The sequence below is a fragment of the Methylobacterium sp. 190mf genome (genome assembly GCF_900107945.1).
In the GTDB taxonomy this organism is placed as follows: domain Bacteria; phylum Pseudomonadota; class Alphaproteobacteria; order Rhizobiales; family Beijerinckiaceae; genus Methylobacterium.
Genome location: NZ_FNVI01000040.1, coordinates 1 through 23,614, shown reverse-complemented (window position 1 = coordinate 23,614; position 23,614 = coordinate 1). Strand labels below are relative to the sequence as shown.

The window sequence follows — 23,614 nt, the reverse complement described above, 5'->3', positions numbered from 1 at the left end:
CGCCGCTAGGTTTACCTCTTTTGAGTATGCTGTTTCAAGCGGCATCCGGAACTGGGTCTGTCGGTGCTTCTGGTGTTGCCCCGAGTCGATGGGTCGCTGCGCTTAGGTCGGAAGCCGGTCCCACCCCAAAGGCATGATCAAGAGCTCTCTGCCCTTCATTCCTGCAGGTTTGGTCGATCACGTCCAACCCAAATCTGATCGCCTGATCATCATACCCGTACGCATCCCGCCACCGGCGCCTGTCCAACATGCGGTCACGCCTTCGCGCGACTGCACGGGCACGACACCCACTCCCTCGCCGACCTGCCCTGGTAGGGGCTGCCTGTACGCGTCGCAGTCCGGGCTTGGCGCTGGCGCTGGCGCTGGCGCTGGCGCTGGCGCTGGCGCTGGCGCTGGCGCTGGCGCTGGCGCTGGCGCATTTCAGTCGGCCGCTGCCCTCACCACAGCTTTTATCGGACGCTTGCCGAACGCGGCGATGTTCTGGGAACGACGAACCCATCGGCTCGGCTGCCTTCAGTATCACCTCGGCCTCGCGCTCCGCGAAGGAGGCGAAGCCTGGCAGTTGAAGCGTTCCTCCATCCGGACGAGCGGTGACATGCTTTTGCGTCTTCCACGGCACGGATCGCCCGACCAATCGCGTTGCCACGCTGTCGACCTACAAGTCGATCGGGAGGCAGCCACCCTCGCGAGTTGGGTGGACCATCATCCCGGCGCCGAGATCCTAACGCGTGACCGACGGGCCGCCGTTGCCGTGCATCGGCACGCCACTTACGCCGTCCAAGTCGCAGATTGTTTTCAGCTGCCCTGCAGAGGGCTCGAGCCATCGCACCGGATGAGCCTCGGCTGGGGGATACAGCCTCTCGCTAATCGCAAAGCCCGAGCTTTGTTCAGGCAGACGAAAATCGGGCCGGCGGCGCCGATGCCGCGCAGCGTTAACCGAAACGGGCTTGTGGACTGGAACAGCTTCGGAAGTGTTCCTATTGCCTTTGCGAGGTAGGCCGCATGGAAGCGGTTACGATCTTGATAAGCAGCGAGACTGGAGCGCCGCCGGAGATCCGCCCATGTTTGTTCTAGTCTCGGCCAGCCTGCTCAGTGGTGTCATCACTCTAATCGGCTTTTGGCATTGGCTCGGCCTGTACTCGTTTCTAGTCGCTCCGCTGGGTGCGACCGCGGGGACTTTCTTGGCGGGGCTCATACTCACGTGCATCAGAGCGGTTCGTCGCCGGTCCCGGCGCATTCCCACCTCTCGAAAAGAAGCATGCCAAACCGTTACAACCAAAGATAGATAGGCGGAACGCACCTGGGCATGACGCCCAGCACCGCTCGAATCATCAATGCCAGAATGTCAGATGCCCGCTTCTCCGGCTTCGAAGGTCCTGTGCTATCCTAAAGCTGCCAGACGGAGGAGCAATCGGCCGCGTCTCTGGGAACGAGAGCGGAGCAAGAGCGCGCCGTAAGTCGCCGACGATCGCAGCGAGTCAGGCCGGGTCGGCTACGTCGCGGAGCATGCAGACCGTCCGAGCCAGGGTCGAGCTTCGCGTTGTCACCCCGCGTGAGCCCTTCGTCCACATCGCGCATTGGTCGCCTGGGACACCAAGAATCGTTCGCACAGCATCAGCAGCGGCGTCATGCTACGGCAGCTTTGAACGCCTTTCTGACAGCGATACTCCATTTGTCGCTGCAACGGTTTCGGTTCCCAGCCCGTTTAAGGTGCTTCATGCTGTACTCAGCGTGCAAACGTCTACGCGCTGCGCTTGCACCAAATACCCTTAACGAGACAGAGAAAGCTGACGATCGCAGTGCACAATTTAGCTATCTGTGAACATGCGGCAGGAAAAACGAATACATACGAGTATATAGGCCTCAGTATTTAATACCTACTCCAATACGTCGTTTAGGATAGATTACGTTCTCGAACTATTATAGGTTCGGATCCGATCCTATACAGATTTTGCCAATGCTAACATGCGTATTATCTTGCCGCACCGCTTGCCAGAGAGGGATTCGGTCGCTATAAGCGCCGCAACAAGAGATTTTTAACCAAACGCTCTGGCTTCGCCGAAGGAGCTGAGACCATGCCGAGTGGTGCCGAGCCCTCCTCTTCGAACGGTGTTATCGCACCGCAGCATCGAGCAGAGTTATCCGACGTGGCCGATCATGTTGTCGAGCAAGTGAGTGAGGCAGCGGAAGCGGTGGCTGAGGCGGTTCTACCTTCACCGCCATTCGTTGCCAGGGGCCTTCGGTTGGATTGGGCGGTCAAGCGTGGCCTGGATATCGGGGTGGCTGCCACGGCACTGGCTCTCCTTTTGCCGCTGATGCTGCTGATCGCCGCCCTGGTCTATGTGGGAGATCGCAAGGCGCCGATCTTCCGCCATATGCGCATCGGTCGTGACGGGAAGCGCTTCGGCTGCCTGAAGTTCCGCTCGATGGTGACAGATGGTGATGCCGTGCTCGCTGCCCATCTCGCTGCCAACCCGCAGGCCCGGATCGAGTGGGCGGCCACGCACAAGCTCAGCGACGATCCGCGTATCACCACCATCGGACAAGTGCTGCGCAAGACCTCGCTCGACGAGCTGCCGCAGCTCTGGAACGTGCTGTGCGGTGAGATGAGCTTGGTGGGTCCGCGTCCGATCGTGCCGGCTGAGGTCGCCCGTTACGGCCGAGCGTTCACCACCTGCTTTGCCGTCCCGCCGGGCGTCACCGGCCTATGGCAGGTCTCGGGTCGTTCCGACACCACCTATTCCGAGCGGGTCGTGCTTGATCTCGACTATGCGACTCGCTGGAGCCTGCGCCGGGATTTTGCGATCATGATGCGCACCATTCCCGCCGTCCTGGCTCAGCGCGGAAGTAGGTGAGCCGGGCTCCCCAGGCGATCGCCCCGCTCCGCCATGAACGTCACGGCCGCGACGTAACTGGTCGCCGCGTTGATCTATCGCCTAGCCTAAGCGAGAACGGACTGAAATGAAGGGGCTTCTGTTGAACGCCCTGCTTGGCCTGAGTCTAGGTCGGTTCGGTTCGGTGTGGTGGCTCCTGATCTTCCTGCCAGTCGTCGCAGCCGAAATTGCATATGGCGTGCATGTTCATCATCTCGGCATAGGCTCTGGCTTGGTGCGCCGTGCCATGGCGCTGCTGGTCTGTGGGCAATTCGGTTTCCTGCTCGGCGCCCTTCTGCGCCCCCTCCGCAGCAGGCAGTGACGCCCTGCCCGTTCACAGCGCCGTCTGTGTGAATTTATGGGTTGCGCATATCTACTAAGGTGCCTTCGACAGGGGTCATGCTCACATTGTGATCGATTCTTTTCCACCTCATCTGCCGACTTCAGGCCCAACGGCGCGCGAAGGTGTCAAGCCACGTCCGGAACTGGGTTCTACATGCTTCTGGTGCCGTTCCGAGTCGAAGGGTTGCGTCACGTAGATCGCGAGCCGATTACTAATGCAGGGTCATGCCGTTCTCGACGGAGGTGTCCCGACAGAACAGCGTCTGGCCTGCCGAACACGGATAGGTGTTATCCTGGCAACGGTAGAGGCAATCTTCCTCGCCGAATCGCTTGACGGCCTTCGCGACCAAGTTCATCGGCCGGGTAGTGGACCTAATAAGCGGCGAAACTTCTTGTTGCACACTGACTGTGGAACTCTCGGGGCACAAGCAGGCACGAGCCGGTGGACGCATCGGTAAGCCTACGCTTCGCCTTCCGCAGCTGTGCATCGGTCCAAAGGCCTATCGCCCATAGCGCGCCGCGGCGCCCCGTAGTTGGCGGAGGCAATCTTTAGCGGCGCGGCAGGCGAGCAAAGCCCCATCGCTGCCTCGCTGCGCGGACCTGTAGAAGTCAAGCCAGCTGCTGATCAGTACTTGTCGCGCTCTATGAAAATTATTGAGGCATGTGTACTTATGGACTCATTCGGCGGACGGCCGATATAGAGCGACATACAGCATAGAGGCGCTTGAATGTGGACGCTGCTCGAAGACCCGACGGGTCGAGCGTTGATGGCGCTCCTCACGACCGATCACGGTCTGCCCGGCGACCCACGCCGCGAGGCACTCCTGCACAAGCTTCAGAAGCTCCGTATCGAGGCGGAGGTCCAGGGCAGGCCAGCACAAGTGCGGCGGGCCATTCGATCAGCGTTGCGATCAATGCGGACGGAATTTCCTGTGATCCTCACGGCAGAAGGAACTGCGACTGAACCAGCGGCAAACGACGACTATGCCGCCTGGCTCGTGGGGACCATCGCTCTATAGGACACGAGCGCAGGTGCAGCGGTCCTGGGGGGTCTCAAGCGGTTCCAAGCGGTCTCTCGACCCTTTATGACAACTACGCCGATGGCGAGCGGCTTTCAGGAGCCTTGACCGGTAAAGTTAAAATCGCCGCCGGCTCGGATCATCAGGAGTAACGGCTTAGCGAGCGTCATCGGGAGATGCCCGGCCGAATATGATGTTTTCGCATCTCCCATTCGGGACTCCTTGAAGGACCTCAACCCCGACTTTGAACCGCTGGGAACACGAATGGCTGGAGGGTCGTTCGAAAAACGGCCATCACTGCCTCAGGCGACGCCTTGCAACTGGACGGCACGATAAATTTAAGAGCGAAATCCTCAGTGGTGGGGATTTTCTGCATCTTCCATCGGGCATATGCGCGCCGCGAGAAGTAAATCAAATTGAGGCTGATATTGATGAAACGGTTTCCCAAATGCCAGCCGCGATAGACGTAGAAGACACGATCCCCAGGTCGCGGCCGGCCGAGGAGTGACGGGTCCGGTTCATAGGGGCTGACCTGGGCAAAGTAGACGGAAGCCGATGAGGAGCAAGACTCTATCGGTAAAATCATAGGCTGCGCGACGTCGCGAGGCAGCAGGATGCCGTCGCCGAGGTCGACGAAACCACTCGGAGCTTCCCAGGCTACCACACCTCCGCCTTCGGGCTGTATACGGTAGGTGTGGATCCGACTAAGTACCGAGGCAGCCAAGAGAAGACACAATATCGCGATGCTGCTGCGAGCCCAAGGCATTAATTCTGGCGATTCAGCTCGCATGCACGCCTCTCCACATGAAGCAGAATGGGCACGATGGCCGCCGCGACGGATGCGAGCGCGACCAAAGACGAGCCTGCTCCGTCATGCCAGAACAGAAAAGCTTCGCGCGATGGCAGCATCGCCAGGATGCGCGCGATGTTGATCGCAATGACGAGGCCGGCGCTGACGCCAAGCGCACGAAACGCCGCCACATCGCACGAACGGTTGGCGATCTTCAGGATGGATAGCCACACCAGTACCGTCAGCGACAGGTTGTGAAATGAGGAGCAGCCCTCGAGTAGCACAATCGACCAATCGCCACGAACGTGGAGGCGTGGCCCATCAACGCCGAGACCGTCGTAGAAAAATCTACCAATCCGGCAGATCAGGCTCAATTCGACGATCTCGATCATCTGGTAGCAAAGCTTGAAGAGAAGCTTGCCCCACAGCTCGTAGATCGAAAGCGCGAGCCATATTTGTCCGAGGCTCACCAACTGTCGATCGGAGCGCCTTGCGAGACAAAACCAGATGCCGGCGAGGGTGGTGGCAAGGTAGATTCCATGCTGCTCCGGCACAAACCACATGAGCGCTGACAGCACCAGGATGGCCGCGTCCGCTCTTGTCAGCGACACAGATCTGCGTGGATTGGCAAGGACCAGGGACAGGCTCGCGGCGACGCCAAACGCCTCACCGACATGAAATTCGACGATGTGCTGCGCTGTCTGCGTCGGCTCGAGCAGGTATCGCTGGAGGATAACCGACAGGACAGTACCGCAGGAGAAAATCGACACGAGCCAGGCCGCGCTTGGAACGAACGGCCAAGAAGCCCAAACACTTGTGCCCTTGACGATGCCGATCCGCGATGGGGTCACACGGTCAAACATCAACTCGCCGTTACGTCGCTGGCGAAATGACCTGACCGGTATTTTGGACCGAGCCAATTGAGAGGCTACTGCATGGTCGCGGTCATGGGTAGCCGGAAGGCCAGATCTGGGTAGCTGACGGGCGCAGGTGGCCGATAGCCCAGCGACGAATGCGGTCGGACGCGGTTGTAGGTGGTTTGCCATAGACCAATCACGATCTGTGCCTCCTTCAACGAGTAGAAGATCTCCTGGCGTAGGCACTCGTCACGAAGCTTGCCGTTGAAGCTCTCACAGCACCCGTTCTCCCACGGGGATCCTGGCGCGATGTACTGGATCTGCGAGCCAGCTTTGGCGACCCATTTGCGCAGCGCCTTCGAGATCATCTCAGGGCCGTTATCGCAGCGGATGTGCTCCGGGATGCCATGCAGGCACATCGCCTCGGCCAGCGCCTCGATCACGCCGAGGCTGTTGATGCGTCGCGCCACCTTCAGCGCCAGACAAGCCCGGCTGTGCTCGTCGAGGAGCGTCAGGATGCGCAAGCTGCGGCCGTCGTGGGTCCGCGCCTGCACGAAGTCGAAGCTCCAGACGTGGTTGCGGTGGAGCGGCCGTAGTCGCACACATGAGCCGTCGTTCAGCCAGAGGCGGCTGCGGGGTTTATGGCGGCTGGGGACCTTCAGCCCCTCGCGACGCCAGATGCGCTGAACCCGGTCCTTGCCCACCTGCCAGCCGCCTGTCTGCAGCAGTGCGGTGACGCGGCGATAGCCATAGCGCCCGTAATCGGAGGCCAGGGCAACGATGGCCCGGGTCAGCGCATCCTCGTCGGCCGGCACGGTCGGCACGTAGCGCTGCGTGCCGCGGTGTTGGCCGACGATCCGGCAGGCGTGACGTTCCGAGAGGCCGTACTTCTCCCGGATCCCGTCCACCGCCTGCCGGCGTCGCTCGGGGGCTACAAGTTTCCCGAGGCGACGTCCGCCAGCACCTGCTTCTCCAAAGAAAGGTCGGCGACGAGCCGGCGCAACCGAGCGTTCTCACGCTCCAGGTCCTTCATTTTCTTGGCTTGATCGACTTGGAGGCCGCCGTACTCCTTGCGCCAGCGGTAGTAACTCTGCTCGGAGATCTCCGCCTCCCTGCATGCAAGGGCTAAACTCTTACCCTGGGCTGTCTGCACCTCGATCTGGCGCAGCTTCAGCACCACCTGCTCCGCGTTCGTCTTCTGACCTCGCCGCATGTCCGACTCCTTCGGTCCTCGCTGATCCTCTCAATCAGCTCGGTCCAAAGCCAGCCGGTCAGGTCAAAACCAGCCGACCGCGCTTGCGGCGAAGGAAGGCAACCGTGCCACCGACCAGAAGCAGGCCGAGGCCGGCATTCACCTCCGGTGACGGAGCTCCGCCCGAGGTTTGACCGCTGCCGCCTCCAGACCCGAACTCGAGAAATGAACCGCCTGAGCTGTACGAAGACGGCGCAGCAGCTTGTCGAGCCGGAGTGCCGCTACCGTTGACTGTCGGCACCGGCGTTCCGACGCGCAGTCCCGCACCCGACAATTCTCCGTTCCACCCGCCGGCGAGGGCGTTGCCGCTTCCTGCTAGCGCGGGGCTACAGAGACAAAGCGCTGCGGCAGCAGCGTATATTATACCTACGCAGTTCATTGTGATGCCAACGGTCGAACTTCATCTAATATGCAGATGTCTATACGGTTCTCATGTGCGCAATACGTATTTTTCTGCAATCGAGCGCGACTCACATGCGAATCTGGGGATTATGATTAATGACCGATCGCGCGGCTATACCTGTCAACTCACAGTTCTGATGAACTGCGCAATGTGGGCGATAACGCCTGACTTGACGTCGCTCACAATCTCGATTGATAGATAGCGAGTTCGGGGCAGCCGCTCTGGCCGCCGGCATTGGTATCCTCGCGCGAGGACATCGCCTCAAGCGGCTCTTGAACAAAGATGGCGCCAAGCCGCAGCCCTGCGGCCCGTCGGCTTGAAGGTTGCAAACGCCGTACTTCCGACACGCCGCTTGTGCCAAACCGACCTATGCAGAGATCCCTACGTCTCCTCGGCTGGCTCATGCTGGCGGCCCTCGTCATCGTGACCGTCAGTCCAATCGGCGTACGTCCCATTTCGGGCGAACCGGTCTGGATCGAACGCGCGGGCGCATATGCTGTGTTCGCGCTCGTGTTCTGCGTCGGCTACCCACGCAAGCGCCTCTTGGTCCTTCTCCTCGCCGTCGCAGCCGCGGGCGTACTCGAGGCCGCTCAGACACTTCAGCCAAGCCGGCACGGACGTTTGCCCGACTTCTACGTCAAGGCTGCAGGCTGCGGGGTTGGTTGGTTGACGGCCTACATCTTCAGCGGGCTCGACAGCGTGCGGCGGCGTTTGTTGGTGCCTTGAGGTCGGAGCATCGCTGGGCGTCGATAACGGTCAACACTGGCGGAGAAGCATCGGAGCCCGCTTGAGAATCCTCTTGGTTCGATCGCGGCCCTCCTTGACGACCATCTGCCCGCGATCCATACCTGCGGAGAGACAGCGTCTTACTTGACCTTGGCGCGCAGCGGTTTTTGCCACCTGGAAGAAACTACTTTCTGCTACGTCCCGTCTGCGGGCAGGCAGCGGCGAGAACGTCTCTCAGCATGGTTTCTCGTTAAGCTCGGCGTGGGCGAAGGTGCGATTGCTGACCTTTTTGCCGCCAAATTATCAGAATTTAGTATTCTATCGCTGCAGTATCTCGGCATGAGGTTGCGAGTGCTCAAATGAGACTGATTGCGCATGGTAGATCCGTCCGATTCTGGAGTGGCGGCAAAAGACTATTTGCACGCAAAATGACTGCCGACGAGAGATCTCTGGCTATTAGCGCATGCCGGTCATGCGGAAGCGAGATCAAGAATGGACATGTGTATTGCCTATCCTGTGCGACAACTCAGGCAGATTGCGACGCTGAGCATTTTGATCGCTGGCTTGTCGTGTGCGCGGTCTCGGCAGCGGGATTGGCGGTCCTATATTCTACCTATCTTGCGGTCAGGCATTTCGGTATTATTCCATAAATTTATCATGGCGACAACGATACGCACTGTGGATCGGTTACCTATGTCAAACACCCACGCCTCTTCGAGTGTGGACGATATGATCCTGTGACGGCGACAACCACGGCAGATCTGATCCCTCCGGCCGATCTCCGAGCGGAGGCAATTTACGTAGGGCTTGTTCTCCCGCGGATTGCGTGCCGCGCCAGCTGAACGAGGTGCGTAGAGGTCGATCGCCAACAGGCATGCAGCCCAACCAGCATTGAGAGCGGCCTTTTTGCCGCATGCGGTCGAATTCTTCCGCAACACGCAGGTTTCCGGCCGTTCATTACTCATCTGGACCTCTGCTGGCATTGACCTCGCGGCGCGATTCCCAAACGATGCGCGGGTCTTGCGTCGCATTCCATGCGCATCGCAGAGGTGAGGTTGTCCGTGCGTCGCCTGTTCCCCTTTGCCATCGCCCTCCTGATGACCACCGCCGCACAGGCCCAGTCTGGGATCGGCAACGGGATCGGCAATTCTGGCGCCGGCAATGGCAACGGCAATGGCAATGGCAGCAACAACGCGCTGGCTGCCGCCGCCGCGGCGGGCTCGTCGAGTTCGGTGAGCATCGGCGGCAGCGGCAGCGGACGGAATACGCCGGGCGTGTGGGCGCCGGGCCTCGCGGCCGCCGGGATCGAGAGCTGCCTCGGCAGCGCCAGCGTCGGTGGCTCCGGCCCCGGGCTCGGGCTCACCATCGGCGGCACCCTGACCGACAAGGGCTGCAACCTGCGTCTCTACGCGCGGACCCTGTACAGCCTTGGCCACAGGGTGGCGGCCACGCAGATCCTGTGCAACGATCCCGATGTCGCCCTCGCGCTCGCCGTCGAGGGCGTGCGCTGCCTGTCGGGGGCCGGCGCCGAGGCGCAGCGGGCGGCCGGGTTCACCGGCGCCGACGCCTACGCGGCGGCCGATCCCGACCAGGAGGCCCGCCCCGATCCAAAGCAGTTCCTCCCCCGTCCCGCCCCCGTCAAGCGCCGCCGTCGCGCCCAGGCGGAGCCCGGCCGGCGACCGACTTCATCGCCCGCTACGGCACGGGCCGGGACGTCAGGGCGCGCGGGTGCCGCGCAGGCCCTGGCGTCACCAGGCGGGGCGTGAGCAGTATGGCGATCTGGGTCCGGTTGTGGAGCCCGAACTTGCGCATGATGTTGCCGATATGCGTCTTCACCGTATTGGCCGAGATGCCCATCTCGTAGGCGATGCCGTCGTTCTGCGCGCCCTGTGCGATGTGCCGGATGATCTCCTGCTCCCGGACGGTCAGGGTAAGGCGGGTGTCGTCGAGAGCGATTCGCGCGAACGGTTGGACCATCATGACCTCCTTCTGCGCCGGGCCCGTGCCCGACGGGACCTGATCATTCCATCTTGAGGGCATCGACCGGGTCGAGCCGCGAAGCCCGGTGGGCCGGGTAGTAGCCGAAGAACAGCCCGACCAGCGCCGAGAACCCGACCGACAGCAGGATCGCCTGCGCGTCGATGATCGTGGCCCATCCCGCCGACCGGGCGACCGTCAGCGAGACGCCGGCCCCGACGACCACGCCGGCCAAGCCGCCCAGCAGGCACAGCACCAGGGCCTCGGCAAGGAACTGGAGCCGGATATCGGCCCCGCGGGCGCCGACTGCCCGCCGGATCCCGATCTCCCGGGTGCGCTCGGTCACGGTGACCGTCATGATGTTCATGATGCTGATGCCGCCAACGAGCAGCGACACCCCCGCCACCGAGGTGAGCAACAAGGCGATGGTGCGCGTGGCACCCCGCTGAGCGTCCATCGCGGCGGCCGGGTCGGAGACCTTGAAGTCGTCCTCCTGCCCCTCGGTGATGCGGTGGCGCTGGCGCAGGAGCTCCTCGATCTCCGTGCGCGCCCGGCCCATCGCCTCGTCCGAGACGGCTTTGGCGACGATGTAGGCGACGGCGTCGCGGTTGACTCCGCTGGCGCTGCCGAGGAAGCGCAGCTTGGCCGTCTCCAAGGGCACGAACACGACGTCGTCTTGGTCCGGCCCCTTGGCGTCGAGAACCCCGACCACTTCGAACGGCACGCTCATGATGCGCACCTCGGTGCCCACCGGGTTGTCGCGCCCGAACAGCTCCTTGGCCACGACGCTGCCCAGGATCGCCACCTTGGCGGCGGTAGTCTGCTCTGTTCCGTTGAAGGTGCGCCCGGCCGCTAGAGGCCAATCACGCACGAGGAAGTGCCCATTGGTGGTGCCGTTGACGGTGGTGTTCCAATTCCGATTCTCGCGCACGATCTGCGCGCTCCCGGACAGCGACCCCGCCGCGGCGCGGACTTGCGGCACCTGCGCTAGGATCGCGTCGACGTCGCCCTCCGTCAGGGTCAGGCGGGTGCCGGCCTTGAGCCGGACCCCGTCCTTCTTGGCCGTCCCAGGATTGATCATCAGAACGTTGGCGCCGACCGCCCGGATCTGGTCGGCGACCTGCCCCTGCGCGCCGCTGCCGATCGCCAGCACCGTCACCACGGAAGCGACGCCGATGACGATGCCCAGCATGGTCAGGAAGCTGCGCATCGGGTTGAGGCGCAGGGACCGGAGGGCGACGAGGAGCGTCTGGGACAGACTCATGCGGCGTCCGCCCGCTTGGGTCCGCGGCGCACGTCGTCGACCACCTGGCCGTCGCGCAGGTGGACCGTGCGCGCGCAATGGGCCGCAACGGCGGCGTCGTGGGTGATCATCACCACGGTCTGGCCGCCGCGGTTAAGCTGGTGGAACAGGTCGAGGATCTCCGCGCCCGTCCGGCTGTCCAGCGCCCCGGTCGGCTCGTCGGCCAGGAGGACCGCTGGATCCCCCACCAGGGCCCGAGCGATCGCCACGCGCTGCTGCTCGCCCCCGGAGAGTTGCGAGGGGTAGTGCCGCTCCCGGATCGCCATGCCGACCGATTCGAGGGCGGCCCGCGCGCGCAGCCGCCGAAGCCGTGGCGCGACGCCGGCATAGATCAGCGGCAGCTCGACGTTCTCCACCGCGGTGCTGCGCGGCAGCAGGTTGTAGGATTGAAAGACGAAACCGATCCAGTCCCGGCGCATCCGGGCTCGGGCGTCGTCGGACAGACGGGCCGTGTCCTCGCCGTCCAGGCGGATCGATCCCGAGGTCGGTCTGTCGAGAAGCCCGACCATGTTCATCAGCGTGCTCTTGCCCGAGCCCGACGGGCCCATAATGGCCACGCACTCGCCCGCCGCGACGCCGAGGGTGATGTCGCGGATCACCGGCACCGAGACGGTCCCAACCCGGAAAGTCCGGTGCACGGCATCGAGGGCGAGGAGCGCCATTTCAGAACCCCAGTCGCACGCCGAACAGGCGGCGGCCCGCCGGCACCTCGGCCTGTCCGACAACGACCTCGCTGCCTTCGGCGAGCTGGCCGGCCGCCCGAAGCGCGACGAGGTCGGCGCTGGTCGCACCGGTCTCGACCCGAACCGCCTCGAGCCCGCCATCGGCGCCCCGCACCCAGACCGACGGAGCGGCCGGATCGCGTGGCGCGCTGCCCTCGGGCCGGAAGCGCAGGGCGGCCAGCGGCACCTTCAGCACGTCCTCGTCCTTGTGGACCGTCAGCTTCACCAGGGCCGTCATCCCGGGCAGGAGCAGACCGTCGCGGTTGTCCGTCTTCAAAACCACCGTGTAGGTGACGACATTCTGGGTCACGAGCGGCGCCTTGCGGACCTGCCGGACCACGGCCTCGAACCGCCGGCCTGGGTAGGCATCCACCCCGAAGCTGGCGCGCTGCCCCGCCGCGACCCGGCCGATATCGGTCTCGTCGACGCGGGCATGGACCTCCATCTCGGCGAGGTTCTTGGCGATGTTGAAGGCGGTCCGGACCTCCAGACCCGCCGCGAGGGTCTGGCCCTGGTTGACGAAGCGGCCGACCACGACGCCGTCGGTGGGCGAGCGGATCACCGTCCGGTCGAGGTCGATCTCGGCGCCCCGGAGGCTCGCCTGGCGCTGGGGCACGGCAGCGCGGGCCTGCGCCAGCTCCGCTTCCAGGCGGCGCACCTCCGCAATGGCGCCCTCGACCGCGTAGCCATTGAGGTCGAGCACTGTGCTCGCCTCACGCGTCTGGGCCTTCCGGGAGGCGAGATCGGTCTGCGCTTCCTCGAGGGCTGCCGGCGAGGCGACCTCACGGGAGCGGAGGGCGACCTTGCGGTCGAGGTTGCGTTCGGCAGCCAGCTGCACGGCCTGCGCGCTCTCGACCTTGGCCTGGAGCACCGCCTTGGTACCGCGGGCGTTGTCGAGATCGATCCGGGCCCGGTCCAGCCGAGCTTGCTGGACCTTCACGTTCGCCACTGCCATGTCGAGGGCGGCACGGTTCTCCTCGACCTTGGCGAGGAAGCTGCGCTGATCGAGTTCAGCGAGGGGGTCTCCGAGCCGGACGCGATCGTTGAAATCGACGTGCAGCTGGGCGATCTGCCCCGCCAGCTGCGACCCGACTTCCACCGTGTCGACCGGCTGCACGGTGCCGGTGGCGGTGATGATCTGCTCCAGGACCCCTCGCTGGATCGCCGCCGTGATGAAGCGGCCCGCATCGTGTACCGGGCCGGCCTCCTTGGTGACCACATCCTTTGAGATCGCGTCCTTGGGCGCCGTCTCTTTGGCCTCGACTGGCGAGCCGCGCTGGGCAGTGCCGAAGCGGCCGACATCAGGATTCGCGTAGGTGAGCAGGGCGAAGGCCGCGACGGCCGCGAAGCCGAGCGTCATCACGTTGTCGGGCAACCAACGCGCCACGTGTGAGACCTCCCGCTATCCGCCTTGCAGGCCCGGCGAACCCGGCTCTCGCGGCGGTGACCTCGGATTTCGAGACCCAGGTCTTGCCAGATTGGTTGCAGAAATCATCGCGCTTGGGAATTGACTACGAACCCGTAAGGATCAGTACGTATACCCGCGATACAGCACTTGCCATTTCCGGTCGTGATCCCGCTTCATTCAATCAGATGATATTCGATAAAAAATTTCTCGACAAATCTATCAGATATTTTTGGCACAAAACATAGCAATGCACAGAATCACACGAATTCATAAACATATCTGACAAGTTTAATCACAGCATTGCCGTTCTAGCAGCTCGACGAACCAGCGTCTGAACACATTCGCACCCGGTTTTGGTCATAACTCTGGCGCGGTGGATCTCGACCGTACGATGGCTGATCTCAAGCGTCTGACCGATTTCCTTGTTGGTGTGTCCGCGCAGAACGAGATGAAGGACATCGCGCTCCCGCCCGGTCAGGCGGCTCACCCGCGCGGCGAAAGTCGCGTCGTCGTCGTTGGCCGCCGGCGCTCCACTTTCGACGGCGAGGGCCGCGCGGACGGCATCGAGCAGGAGTGCGGCCGCGAATGGCTTCTCCAGGACGTCGCAGGCCCCGAGCTTCATGGCCCGCACCGTGGTGGAGATGTCCCCCTGACCCGTCATCATCACCACCGGCACCAGGGAGCCGGCAGCCCGGAGCCGGGCCAGCATTTCCAGCCCGTCGATGACCGGCATGCGCAGGTCGGTCACGATGCAGCCGCTCAGATGGCCGGGCGCGTCGAGCAGCGTCGCCGCGCCGGTATGCTCCAGGACGCAATGCCCGAACACCCCCAGCAGGAGGGCGAGCGAGTGGCGCATCGCCGCGTCGTCATCCACGACATGGATCGTCGAAATGGGAACCGTCCGCATCTCCGTCCTCGTCAGTCCTCGGTCATGGGCAAGGTGAAATGAAAGGTGGCGCCCGCCGCTGCGGTGCTGTCCACCCAGAACCGGCCGCCGTGGGCGTGCACAATCGATCGGCTGACCGACAATCCAACACCCATCCCGGCGGGTTTCGTGGTAACGAACGGCTGGAACAGCGTCTCGGCGACAGCCTCGGCAACACCCGGGCCGGTATCCGACACGCTGATCCGAACCGAGCGGTCCGCCTGCGCGGCCGCGACGACCCCCAGGTTCCGGCGCGCCCCGTTACGCATCGCCTCGCAGGCATTCCGGATCAAGTTGACCAAAACCTGCTGGATCTGCACCCGGTCGGCGAGTACCTGTATGCCGGGCGGACCGGGATCGACCCGTGCCTCGATGCCGTACTCCCGGGTTCCGACCAAGGCGAGGACACAGGCGTCTTCCACCAGTCCCGCGACGCTCTCGAACCGTCGGTCGGTCTCGCCCCGGGTCACGAAATCCCTCAGGCGCCGGATGATCGCCCCAGCCCGCTGCGTCTGCCCGGCCACGGCGGCGAGCGCGTCTCGGGCCGCAGCGACCTGCACCGCCCCTGGCTCTGCCAGGAAGCAGTCGCAGGCGGCCGCGTAATTGCTGATCGCACCGAGTGGCTGGTTGAGTTCGTGGGCCAGCGCCGAGGCCATCTCACCCATGGCGGAGAGCCGCGCGACATGGATCAGGTCGGCCTGGAGCCGCTGTAGGCGCGTCTCGGCCTGACGGCGCGCGTCGATGCAGTATACGATGCCGCGGAACCGGGCGGGCCGCGGGCCGCGGCTGCGTTCGGCCCGCCCGAGGGAGCGCACCCAGCGGGTCTCGCCGCCGGGCTTGCAGACGCGGTACTCGATGCTGTACCTGCCGCCCCGCTCCAACGCACCGCAGACCGCCGCTGCTCGGGCGGCGCGATCTTCGGGATGCACAACAGCCTGGAAGGCGTCGTGGTCGGACAGGCGGCGCGCCGGCACGCCGAGGACATGGCGGCAATTCTCCGATACCGTGACTTGTCCGGTGCCGGGATCGAGCGACCACGTGCAGATCCCGACCTCGTCCAGGGTCTCGCGCAGGTCGCTGACCGATAGGCCGTCCTGCCTCCTTGTCTCTCCGGCCAACCGGCCCGAATCTGTGCCCGCCAGTCCCCGCACCATCGAGCCTCCTCCACAACTGTGGGCTGCATTAATTTCGCAAAAAATGCCCGATTTTTAGTCAACATATATCAAACGAAATGGAAGCGAAACCTGTACTCGATGACATTTTTTGCCAATCCATCGCTATCAGTAGAAGCCAAGTCCAACGATATAATTTGATATGCGACAATAGTTTACGCGAATATTGCATCGCGGCGACACGCAACAATGAAGACACCGGCACTGTCAGACTTGTCTCACCCAAAAGGTGTAGCCAACACTGGCTAGTTCGGATTTACGGCTATTCATAATCAGTCCAGCGCCGCACCCTGAAGGCGTTGTTCAAACCGAGCAACGTACCGCATGGCCCACCCGGTAGGGGGATCGGGCATGCATCGGACAGGAGGAATGCGCGATGAGGACAATCCTGCTCTCGGCCATCGCCGCCCTCGCCATTGCCGGCATGCCCTCGATGGCGTCGGCTCAATCGGTGGGCAACGGCAACGGCAACGGCAACGGCAACGTCGGCTCGGGCAACGGCAACGGGAACGGCAACGCCAATGCCGGCTCGCTGAACGGCAACGGCAACGGCAATTTCAACCTGGGCAACTTAAACGGCAACCTGAACGGCAACGGCAACCTCGGCTCGGGTAACGGCAACCTGAACGGAAATGCCAACTTTTTCGGCATCGGCAACGGCAACGCCAACGGCAACCTCAACACCGGCAGCGCCAACGGCAACCTCAACGGCAACCGGAACACATTTGCCATCGGGAACGGAAATCTCAACGGCAACAACAACTTCGGCAGCCTCAACGGCAACCGGAACGGCAGCCGGAACTGAACTCTTTGACGACTTGTCTCAGCCCCGCGGAACGCGCGGGCGGAGGCTTGCGAGGGGACGGCCGACCGGGCACGGACGGCCGTCGGTGGATGGAAGCGCATCCGAGATCGTCGGGCGCCGAACAGGGAGCATCGCGATGAAATCCCCCCTCCTGTCCTTGGCCTTTCTCGGGCTCATCGGTTCGGCCGCGCATCCGGCGCAGGCGCAAATCTACGCGATCGGGAACGGGGTTGGGAACGGCAACGGAAACTTTGGATCGCTGAACGGAAATAATAACGGCAACTGGAACACCGGATCGGGCAACGGCACCGGCAACGGCAACGGCACCGGGACGCCGATCGTGAACGGCAACATGGGCGCGTTCAATACTGGCTCAAACAATGTCGGAGCGTTCAACGGCGGGACGGGCAACGTCGGCGCGTTCAACGGTATCGGAAACACCGGGGCGGGCAACGGCAACTACAATGTCGGCGCCTATAACGGCAACTACAATTCAGGCTCGTCCAACGGCAACGGCAACGCAGGCGGCGGTAACGGCAACCTCAACGGCGGCAGCAGCAACGGCAACGGCAACATCGGCGGCGGAAACGGAAATCTCAACGGAAACATGTCGTTGCCCTTCTTCGGCCGACGCTGAAATGGTCGCCGTTGCGGTCAACGCCGCCTGGGCAGCGGTCCTAATCGCGTCGCGACGGGGAGCGGTACAAGCGCCGCCGCCCCTTTAAGCCTTACTGCCCCCCGCTCCCGCAGGGGAACGGGAAAGGGACAAGAACATCCAGGATTGGCTGCGACGTTGCTGAACATACGCGGCAAGGCTTCGTCGGAAGGTCGCACCCCGCACTCGCCATTTTTAAAAATGCATACTCTCCCGCAAAGAGAGGCACATACGATAAGCCCCATGGAGCCGTCGATGCACAACGCCTTCGTCCTGCTCGCGCTGACCCTGTCTGATCCCGCGGGATTTCAGACCGCGCTCCAAGCGGATCGCGCGCTCGGCTTCGCGCCCCCAGAGTTTCCGATCTGGCGAACCGGCGGCAATGGCAATGGCAATGGCAATACCGGCTCAAACAACGGCAACGGCAATCAAACGAACGGTAACGGAAACTTTGGCACAGGGAACGGACGCGGCAACGGTGACAGAGATAATCCCAAGATCTAACAATTCCAGCTCGCAGGCGCACCGAATGCAGGGACGCCGAATGCACAATCATCAGCACCACGCCCTAGCTCGTTGTCTCGACACTCCAGCCGAGTTTAATTACCCACGCCCTTGCGCAGGTCTCATTTCGCTGCCTCTCTCGTGAGATGGGACGCAGCGAACTGGAACGGCCGAGCCGCGAGGTGAACCGCGCCGGGTTTCCCGGAGGCCGGTTGGTTTGGGTCAGGCAGCTAAGGCTTGCACCGCGGCGTGAGCAAAGTAGCGCGCCTCGGCCTCGGCGGGAGGCATGTTGCCGATCGGTTCGAGCAGGCGGCGGGTGTTGAACCAATCGACCCATTCGAGGGTGGCGAACTCGACGGCCTCCAAGGATCGCCACGGCCCACGGCGATAGATGACTTCGGCTTTGAACAGGCCGTTGATCGTCTCAGCCAGGGCATTGTCATAGCTGTCGCCGACGCTTCCGACCGAGGGCTCGATGCCCGCCTCCGCCAGCCGTTCCGTGTAGCGCAGAGCGAGGTATTGGGAGCCCCTGTCGCTATGGTGCACGAGCCCACCGCCCCGGCGGGGCCGGCGCTCGTGCAGAGCCTGCTCCAGGGCATCGAGCACGAAGGCGGCATGGGCGGTCCTCGACGCCCGCCAGCCGACGATGCGCCGGGCATAGGCGTCGATCACGAACGCCACGTAGACGAAGCCGGCCCAGGTCGCGACGTAGGTAAAGTCGCTAACCCACAGGGCGTTCGGACGCGGCGCTTTGAACTGACGGCTCACCCGGTCGAGCGGACAGGCCGCCGCGGGATCGGGGACGGTGGTGTGGACCTTCTTGCCTCTCACGACGCCCTGCAGCCCCATGGCCCGCATCAGCCGGGCGACCGTGCAGCGGGCAACCGCGATCCCTTCCCGGCCGAGTTGCCGCCAGACCTTGCGCACCCCGTAGACGTGGAAGTTCGCCTCGAACACGCGCCGGATCTCGACCATCAGCGCCGCGTCCGAGCGAGCCCGAGCCGGCAGCTTGCCGGGATCAGCCTGCCGCGCGGCATGGGCGTGATAGGTCGACGGGGCGATCGGCAACACGCGGCAGATCGGCTCGACCCCGTAGGCCTCCCGGTGATCGTCGATGAAGGCGATCATGTCCGCGACCGGCGGTCGAGCTCCGCCATCGCGAAATAGGCCGACGCCTTCCTGAGGATTTCGTTGGCCTGCCGGAGTTCGCGGTTCTCGCGCTCCAGCGCCTTAATCCGCTCGCGCTCGTCCGTCGTTGGCCCGGCCCTCTGGCCCTGGTCGCGCTCGGTTTGACGTACCCAGTTCCGCAGCGTCTCGCCCGAACAGCCGATCTTGGCTGCGATCGAGCGGATCGCCCCATATTGCGAGCCGTGCTCGCCCTGGTGGTCGAACACCATCCGCACCGCGCGTTCGCGGACCTCAGGCGAAAAGGGTGTGCTGCGCTTCGTCATGGCTCCATCCTCTCAGGAGTTGGAGCCTCCGGGAAACCCGGCGCGGTTCAAGGAGCTGATCGATCTGGTGCTGCCGCTGCTGCGACCGGAGAACACCTCACGCACCTCATCCAAGCCGCCCGCGACGGACCGCAAGGAGCAGCGCGAGCACCCCAAGCCCGGTCACGAGGGTCACAGCCGGGCGCTAAGCACCGATCCACAGCCCGAACTCGATCCGGATCGGCTGGTGTTCCTGGACGAGACGGCGGCGGCCACCAACATGGCGCGCCGCTACGGCTGGGCACCACGCGGCGAGCGCTGCCGGCTTGCAGCTCCGTTTGGCCACTACAAAACCACGACCATCCCGGCCGCCCTGCGCACCAGCTGGCTGTGCGCGACCGCGCTCCTGGGCGGTCCCACGAACGGCAGGCGCTTCCGCAGCTACGTCACCGAAACCCTGATCCCGGTGCTGCAGCCGGGCGACATCGCCGTCATGGACAACCTGCCAGCCCACAAGGTCGCCGGCGTGCGTGCGTCGATCGAGGCCGCAGGAGCGCGGCTGCTCACCTTCCATCTTACAGCCCCGATTTCAACCCGATTGAACAGGCCTTCGCGAAGCTGAAGGCGCTGTTGCGTAGCGCGGCTGCCCACACGATCCCGGATCTCTGGGCGGCGATCCGTCAGGCATCCATGTGCTTCACGCCGCAGGAGTGCCGCAACTACATCGCCGCAGCCGGCTACGAGAACGACTTGGCCGTCGCTATCTGATCGGGGACGGCTCTAGAAGCCCCAATCGCAGGAAGAAAACGCGAGCCACAGCAATTGGCTGTATAATATCCCTATCTAGTCTTCAAAGGCGCTCGCCGCGGAACCAAATGCGGCAAACATAATCAAAACAAAAAATAATAAAGCTAAAAGACAGCTAATCACTCCCAATATAAATCCAAGCATGGCTCCCTCCGATGATCATTAATTGGTATACTCCCCAGATCGCAGATGGTTTCGCCGACAGATACGAACGAGACATATTGACAGATAGGCAGTTCGGCCAAGCAGCATATAAGTCGTTCGCGGTATAACGACTGCGGTTGGAGCTAGCCGTTGTTTGTACCGTCCTCAGTCCGACGAATGGCTTGACCGACTGTATTGAGACCCTCCAGCTGGACTTCAGAGCTGCCTCGACGAGGCGGCGGATGGCTGCTGAGAAGAGGGCAGGCAAGCTTTTGCGTTGCCCGGTTGCGCCCTGATGCCTTCCATCTGCGCAACGAGACGACCGCTGATCTCACTCACAACTGCGGACCAAGGCACAGTGTGTGCTCGAAGGAACTCCGCCGCTTTCACCACAGCTTCTAGCTCACCGACGGAGGGCACAGGTCCCGCGCCCCTCGCCAAGGACCTGCTCGGCGACTTTTGTCGACAGGCTCAGGACATCGCCTAGGCTAGTGCAGTGACGCGGACAGAGGATCCACGCTGAGGTGGAGACGTGCAAGTCTGGGCGATGGTCCAGACGGTATGCGTGCTCCTAATCCTACTGACGCGAATCGGTTGGCTGCGATCACCAGCGACCGCTCAAGCACATCCAGCGCGCCCGCATCATTCCGCTTTCGGCCGAGCGCTTGAGTGTCCAGGACATCGCCCGGCGGGCGGGCGTCACCGTGGACGACAAATGGCGAAGGCTGGTGGCGGATGAACGAACCTCCAGCCCCGCAGCCCTAATCGTCTACCGACACCAGCCAGTCGTGCCGGTAATCCCCACGGTAGATTACGCTGGCCTTGCCGCCGAACTGCTCTGCGCATTTCCGCGCCTCGGCCTCGTTGTCGAACACGAAGTGCTTTAGAGACATGAGCGCGACTCCAAGTGGGTGTGCCGCTCACAAAATTGGCGCGCCCGTGTCGTTCGGCAATCCACCTTTCGCCGTAGGTTCAGCAAACGGCCGAGCGGGCAGAACCAAGCTCGGCAGATGGCTAAGGCGGACGTTACCTCGCATCAACCAGTGCAGCGGTGCTTAGATACGGAAAGTCGACTAACGGGTCGTTGTACTCGGATAAAATTTTGATATTTCAGCGCAAGTAGCTTCGCGTCCGATCTCCGACTCTTTCTTGTCGTACATCCTCATTCCGGCGGCGAGCATATGCTGCATCTTGCGCTCGTTCATTTGAATTGCGCATTCTTCAGCTTGCGGCACGATCCGGCGATCGTTCTTGGTCAAGCCGCACTGGAGTTGCGCTCGGTTGAGAAACCCCTGAAGCTTAATAACTCCTTCGCATTCATCAGATCTTGCACTACCGGCGGCGGCGACGAGAGCGAGTGCGGCGAGGGCTGTGCGCATGGGTGCAGGATAGCTCAGTTGTCGTCGCCGGCAACAGTTGGAGCCAATAGGCTTGGCAGTGCGGCCCGCCGCTTGCTTCGCCTGGCCCGGCTCCTCCCAGCCACAACCTTCAGCCCTGTCGGCACCGCCGAACGGGGCTTTTTCTTGCGCCCCCCCTTGAACGCGCACGCCTGGCCAGGATGCACCAGCGCGCCGTCGAGGCCGCGGCACTCCGCGGACGGGTACTCGCCGGAGGAGCCGCGGCAGCCTATGCCGGGCACTCGCTCCGATCCGGGCTCGCGACGTCGGCCGCGGCCAATGATGCGCCCGGTCACGCGATCCAGCGACAGCTCCGACACAAGCGCCTCGACACGACGAGCGGCTACATCCGGTCCGGGCAGCTGTTCAAGCAAAACCTGGCCGGGATGGCAGGCCTGTGATGCGCGTCCTGGCTCTGACCACACAGAAGGGCGGTTCCGGCAAAAGTACCCTCGCGGCCTCACTCGCCATCGCGGCTATGCAGGATGGTGAGACCGTCGCGGCCCTCGACACGGATCAGCAGGCGTCGCTCGCAGGATGGGGGCAGCGGCGCGAGGCCAATGGCCTGGACATACAAAGAGTTGAGCCTTCGGCATTCGCCGCACTCGTGGTGCCTAGCGAGCAGGCAGCACGGTTTGCATGCCCTTCCAAAACCTACCCCCTTCGTCGGAGTTGTTTCTGATTGGTTGCCTGCGCTATCACGGGCCAAACTCGCACAGCCCAGCTTGTCCGAATGTTCTCTTTATCCGCAATCAGCGCCCCGTTTCGGGGCATACTCAATCTACCTGAGGGCGAGTATTGGTCCGGATGCGTGGCTCACTTCTGGCACAGACATAAAGAGTCTAAACTTCGGGTTAGAAGTTTTGCAATCCGCAATCCAAGAATTTCTCTGAAAGCTTTTCTGGGACATATATTCCTCCCGCGGCTTAGCGCAAAACTCAGCTCTGCTTCGTCTGGCCAGGAAATCAAAGCTACCCTCGGACGTAAATTCATATTCGGATTGTTTTCTTTAGGTTTCTTAGGGGCATGCGTCCTTCCTATCCCGACGAATGCCGCTGAATATAGCGAAGGATCGAGCAAGCAGACGCTTCGCCGAAAGGTACGTGCAGCGCGTAAGGCAGGCGTGACTTGGCGTTCCGTCACCGATCCGTCCGCACAGCGGAAGCTGATCGACACCCTGCACGGTTTCATTTCGTCAAAGACGCGTATCCGTTTAGAGGGAAACGACTGGAGCGATCTAGTCGGAAAGCATCTATGGACTGTTGGCCTCGGCCCAGATGGGACTCCACTGCTTATCGCGGTTACGCCCTATGATGGTGAATGGGCATCACTGCATCTATTTGTTACGCTCGGCGAAACGCCGATGCATTCCGATGCGCGCTATTATTTGACCCAGATAGTTGTCGAAAGACTGTCGTCACTGGGCGTCAGATATCTTGTCAATACCGACAGCGCAGACAATCTACCTGCTGGATTGTGGCATTTTCAGAAGATGCTCGGCTTCAGCGTTGCTCGTGTGCGGGTCTCTCGCGCGAGAGAGGAGGGTTGTTCTCGAACTCCGGCAAAGAAGCGAGCCAACGCGGATTTTGCTTACCGTCATGGCGGCCCGTCGGAAGCCGAAGCTCTCCAAGCTGGCTGACGAGGTCAGCGATATTCGCAAGGCGTGACGCTCTCAACCCGCCCGCAGTCTCGCGGCGTGGAAGCGGTCTAGGGCCTGTCGTCACTTGAACGGACTGGTGGGGCTCGCGTTTTTCTTTCTCCAAGGCAGGAGGGATGATGCTGAGCGACGCGCAATGGTCTGAGCTGGAGCCCCTGGTCGAAGCGTGTCGGCCGAAAGCCAATCCCGTGCGCCTGCACTCCGCGCTCGGTTATCGCTCACCCATCCGCTACGAACAGGACATGCTCGCCAACCCTTAATCCGCAAGCGTTCCACCGCTCCACCAAAACGGGTCAACTCCAGTTCGACCCGGGCAGGTTCTACAGCGTGCTGCGCGGTGCCGGGGTGCGGGGTTGACCTTGCCCCGTGTTTGCCCCCGTTCATAACCAGAGTCCGTTCTGGTTCTGGTCCTGTTGGGACCGGGTTGCAAACGCGTTCGGGGTGAG

General features: G+C 62.9%; 23 protein-coding genes, 2 pseudogenes and 1 other annotated feature. Of the genes and pseudogenes, 13 read left to right on the top strand and 12 right to left on the bottom strand.

Going from position 1 to position 23,614, the window contains the following annotated elements:
* Positions 1 to 344 precede the first annotated feature (344 nt).
* The 3 genes from C4T42_RS32165 (at position 345) to C4T42_RS28990 (ending at position 3,195) form a co-directional block, all read left to right on the top strand.
* Positions 345 to 566, top strand: a complete 222-nt coding sequence (locus tag C4T42_RS32165) for a hypothetical protein (RefSeq protein ID WP_181049243.1) — start codon at positions 345 to 347, stop codon at positions 564 to 566.
* A gap of 1,509 nt (positions 567 to 2,075) precedes the next feature.
* Positions 2,076 to 2,855 carry a sugar transferase gene (locus C4T42_RS28995; protein WP_103986356.1) on the top strand — a complete coding sequence of 260 codons (780 nt, stop codon included), beginning with the start codon at positions 2,076 to 2,078 and terminating at the stop codon, positions 2,853 to 2,855.
* A 106-nt stretch (positions 2,856 to 2,961) separates the two neighbouring features.
* Positions 2,962 to 3,195 carry a hypothetical protein gene (locus C4T42_RS28990; RefSeq protein ID WP_103986355.1) on the top strand — a complete coding sequence of 78 codons (234 nt, stop codon included), beginning with the start codon at positions 2,962 to 2,964 and terminating at the stop codon, positions 3,193 to 3,195.
* Positions 3,196 to 4,466: 1,271 nt separating this feature from the next.
* Here the strand turns inward: C4T42_RS28990 and C4T42_RS31685 are convergent.
* From C4T42_RS31685 to C4T42_RS28980, 3 genes are all read right to left on the bottom strand, one after another.
* Positions 4,467 to 5,024 (bottom strand): hypothetical protein, encoded by a 558-nt coding sequence (locus C4T42_RS31685; protein ID WP_146074065.1) that lies wholly within the window; start codon positions 5,022 to 5,024, stop codon positions 4,467 to 4,469.
* Positions 5,000 to 5,887, bottom strand: a complete 888-nt coding sequence (locus C4T42_RS28985; protein ID WP_103986354.1) for a hypothetical protein — start codon at positions 5,885 to 5,887, stop codon at positions 5,000 to 5,002. Before C4T42_RS28985 ends, C4T42_RS31685 begins: the two co-directional genes overlap by 25 nt.
* A 65-nt stretch (positions 5,888 to 5,952) precedes the next feature.
* Positions 5,953 to 7,094, bottom strand: a protein-coding gene (locus C4T42_RS28980) for an IS3 family transposase (RefSeq protein WP_103986353.1) whose coding sequence is annotated in 2 segments (ribosomal slippage) — positions 5,953 to 6,827 and positions 6,827 to 7,094 — 1,143 coding nt in all. Because the reading frame shifts where the segments join, the coding sequence is not laid out codon by codon here.
* Between the two features lie 844 nt (positions 7,095 to 7,938).
* Here C4T42_RS28980 and C4T42_RS28975 point away from each other — a divergent pair.
* Both C4T42_RS28975 and C4T42_RS28970 read left to right on the top strand, forming a co-directional pair.
* Positions 7,939 to 8,262: a hypothetical protein gene (locus C4T42_RS28975; protein WP_146074064.1), complete on the top strand. Its 324-nt coding sequence runs from the start codon at positions 7,939 to 7,941 to the stop codon at positions 8,260 to 8,262.
* A 1,061-nt stretch (positions 8,263 to 9,323) separates the two neighbouring features.
* On the top strand, positions 9,324 to 10,028 hold the full coding sequence (locus C4T42_RS28970) for a hypothetical protein (RefSeq protein WP_146074063.1): 705 nt from the start codon (positions 9,324 to 9,326) through the stop codon (positions 10,026 to 10,028).
* Here C4T42_RS28970 and C4T42_RS28965 read toward each other — a convergent pair.
* From C4T42_RS28965 to C4T42_RS28940, 6 genes are all read right to left on the bottom strand, one after another.
* Positions 9,958 to 10,242: a helix-turn-helix transcriptional regulator gene (locus tag C4T42_RS28965; protein WP_103986350.1), complete on the bottom strand. Its 285-nt coding sequence runs from the start codon at positions 10,240 to 10,242 to the stop codon at positions 9,958 to 9,960. The genes C4T42_RS28970 and C4T42_RS28965 overlap by 71 nt on opposite strands.
* 40 nt (positions 10,243 to 10,282) lie before the next feature.
* Positions 10,283 to 11,503, bottom strand: a complete 1,221-nt coding sequence (locus C4T42_RS28960; RefSeq protein WP_103986349.1) for an ABC transporter permease — start codon at positions 11,501 to 11,503, stop codon at positions 10,283 to 10,285.
* Complete coding sequence (locus tag C4T42_RS28955) at positions 11,500 to 12,204, bottom strand: ABC transporter ATP-binding protein (protein ID WP_103986348.1); 705 nt, start codon at positions 12,202 to 12,204, stop codon at positions 11,500 to 11,502. Before C4T42_RS28955 ends, C4T42_RS28960 begins: the two co-directional genes overlap by 4 nt.
* Before the next feature lies 1 nt (position 12,205).
* Positions 12,206 to 13,651 (bottom strand): efflux RND transporter periplasmic adaptor subunit, encoded by a 1,446-nt coding sequence (locus tag C4T42_RS28950; RefSeq protein ID WP_244603307.1) that lies wholly within the window; start codon positions 13,649 to 13,651, stop codon positions 12,206 to 12,208.
* 313 nt (positions 13,652 to 13,964) lie between these two features.
* A complete protein-coding gene (locus C4T42_RS28945) occupies positions 13,965 to 14,579 on the bottom strand; it encodes a response regulator (protein WP_103986347.1) in 615 nt (204 codons plus the stop codon).
* Positions 14,580 to 14,590: 11 nt separating this feature from the next.
* Positions 14,591 to 15,751 (bottom strand): ATP-binding protein, encoded by a 1,161-nt coding sequence (locus tag C4T42_RS28940; protein WP_103986346.1) that lies wholly within the window; start codon positions 15,749 to 15,751, stop codon positions 14,591 to 14,593.
* A gap of 394 nt (positions 15,752 to 16,145) precedes the next feature.
* Between C4T42_RS28940 and C4T42_RS28935 the strand changes: the two genes are divergently transcribed.
* The 3 genes from C4T42_RS28935 (at position 16,146) to C4T42_RS28925 (ending at position 17,733) form a co-directional block, all read left to right on the top strand.
* A complete protein-coding gene (locus C4T42_RS28935) occupies positions 16,146 to 16,574 on the top strand; it encodes a hypothetical protein (RefSeq protein ID WP_181049242.1) in 429 nt (142 codons plus the stop codon).
* 136 nt (positions 16,575 to 16,710) lie between these two features.
* On the top strand, positions 16,711 to 17,211 hold the full coding sequence (locus C4T42_RS32160; protein WP_103986345.1) for a hypothetical protein: 501 nt from the start codon (positions 16,711 to 16,713) through the stop codon (positions 17,209 to 17,211).
* A gap of 273 nt (positions 17,212 to 17,484) precedes the next feature.
* Positions 17,485 to 17,733, top strand: coding sequence for a hypothetical protein (locus C4T42_RS28925; RefSeq protein ID WP_132369343.1), 249 nt, complete (start codon positions 17,485 to 17,487; stop codon positions 17,731 to 17,733).
* Between the two features lie 222 nt (positions 17,734 to 17,955).
* On the opposite strand, the gene C4T42_RS28920 is transcribed toward C4T42_RS28925, so the two are convergent.
* A protein-coding gene (locus C4T42_RS28920) for an IS3 family transposase (protein ID WP_103986343.1) occupies positions 17,956 to 19,184 on the bottom strand; the annotation gives its coding sequence in 2 pieces (ribosomal slippage) (positions 17,956 to 18,890 and positions 18,890 to 19,184; 1,230 coding nt in all).
* Positions 18,787 to 18,903: a sequence feature (AL1L pseudoknot), on the bottom strand. It overlaps the preceding gene by 117 nt.
* Here C4T42_RS28920 and C4T42_RS28915 point away from each other — a divergent pair.
* Positions 19,183 to 19,374, top strand: a pseudogene (locus tag C4T42_RS28915) (hypothetical protein); the annotation flags it as partial. The gene C4T42_RS28920 and the pseudogene C4T42_RS28915 overlap by 2 nt on opposite strands.
* Positions 19,375 to 19,383: 9 nt before the next feature.
* Positions 19,384 to 19,931, top strand: a pseudogene (locus C4T42_RS28910) (IS630 family transposase); the annotation flags it as partial.
* Between the two features lie 944 nt (positions 19,932 to 20,875).
* Here C4T42_RS28910 and C4T42_RS32825 read toward each other — a convergent pair.
* Entirely contained in the window at positions 20,876 to 21,007 is a 132-nt protein-coding gene (locus C4T42_RS32825) for a hypothetical protein (RefSeq protein ID WP_280177407.1), read from the bottom strand.
* A 180-nt stretch (positions 21,008 to 21,187) separates the two neighbouring features.
* On the bottom strand, positions 21,188 to 21,493 hold the full coding sequence (locus C4T42_RS31675) for a hypothetical protein (protein ID WP_146074062.1): 306 nt from the start codon (positions 21,491 to 21,493) through the stop codon (positions 21,188 to 21,190).
* Positions 21,494 to 21,911: 418 nt separating this feature from the next.
* Between C4T42_RS31675 and C4T42_RS32935 the strand changes: the two genes are divergently transcribed.
* From C4T42_RS32935 to C4T42_RS32155, 3 genes are all read left to right on the top strand, one after another.
* Positions 21,912 to 22,193 (top strand): ParA family protein, encoded by a 282-nt coding sequence (locus C4T42_RS32935; RefSeq protein WP_103986341.1) that lies wholly within the window; start codon positions 21,912 to 21,914, stop codon positions 22,191 to 22,193.
* A 129-nt stretch (positions 22,194 to 22,322) separates the two neighbouring features.
* A complete protein-coding gene (locus tag C4T42_RS31670) occupies positions 22,323 to 23,150 on the top strand; it encodes a hypothetical protein (protein WP_146074061.1) in 828 nt (275 codons plus the stop codon).
* 137 nt (positions 23,151 to 23,287) lie between these two features.
* The gene (locus C4T42_RS32155) at positions 23,288 to 23,428 is read left to right on the top strand and encodes a hypothetical protein (RefSeq protein WP_181049241.1); all 141 of its coding nucleotides are present in this window, start codon (positions 23,288 to 23,290) and stop codon (positions 23,426 to 23,428) included.
* Positions 23,429 to 23,614: the final 186 nt, after the last annotated feature.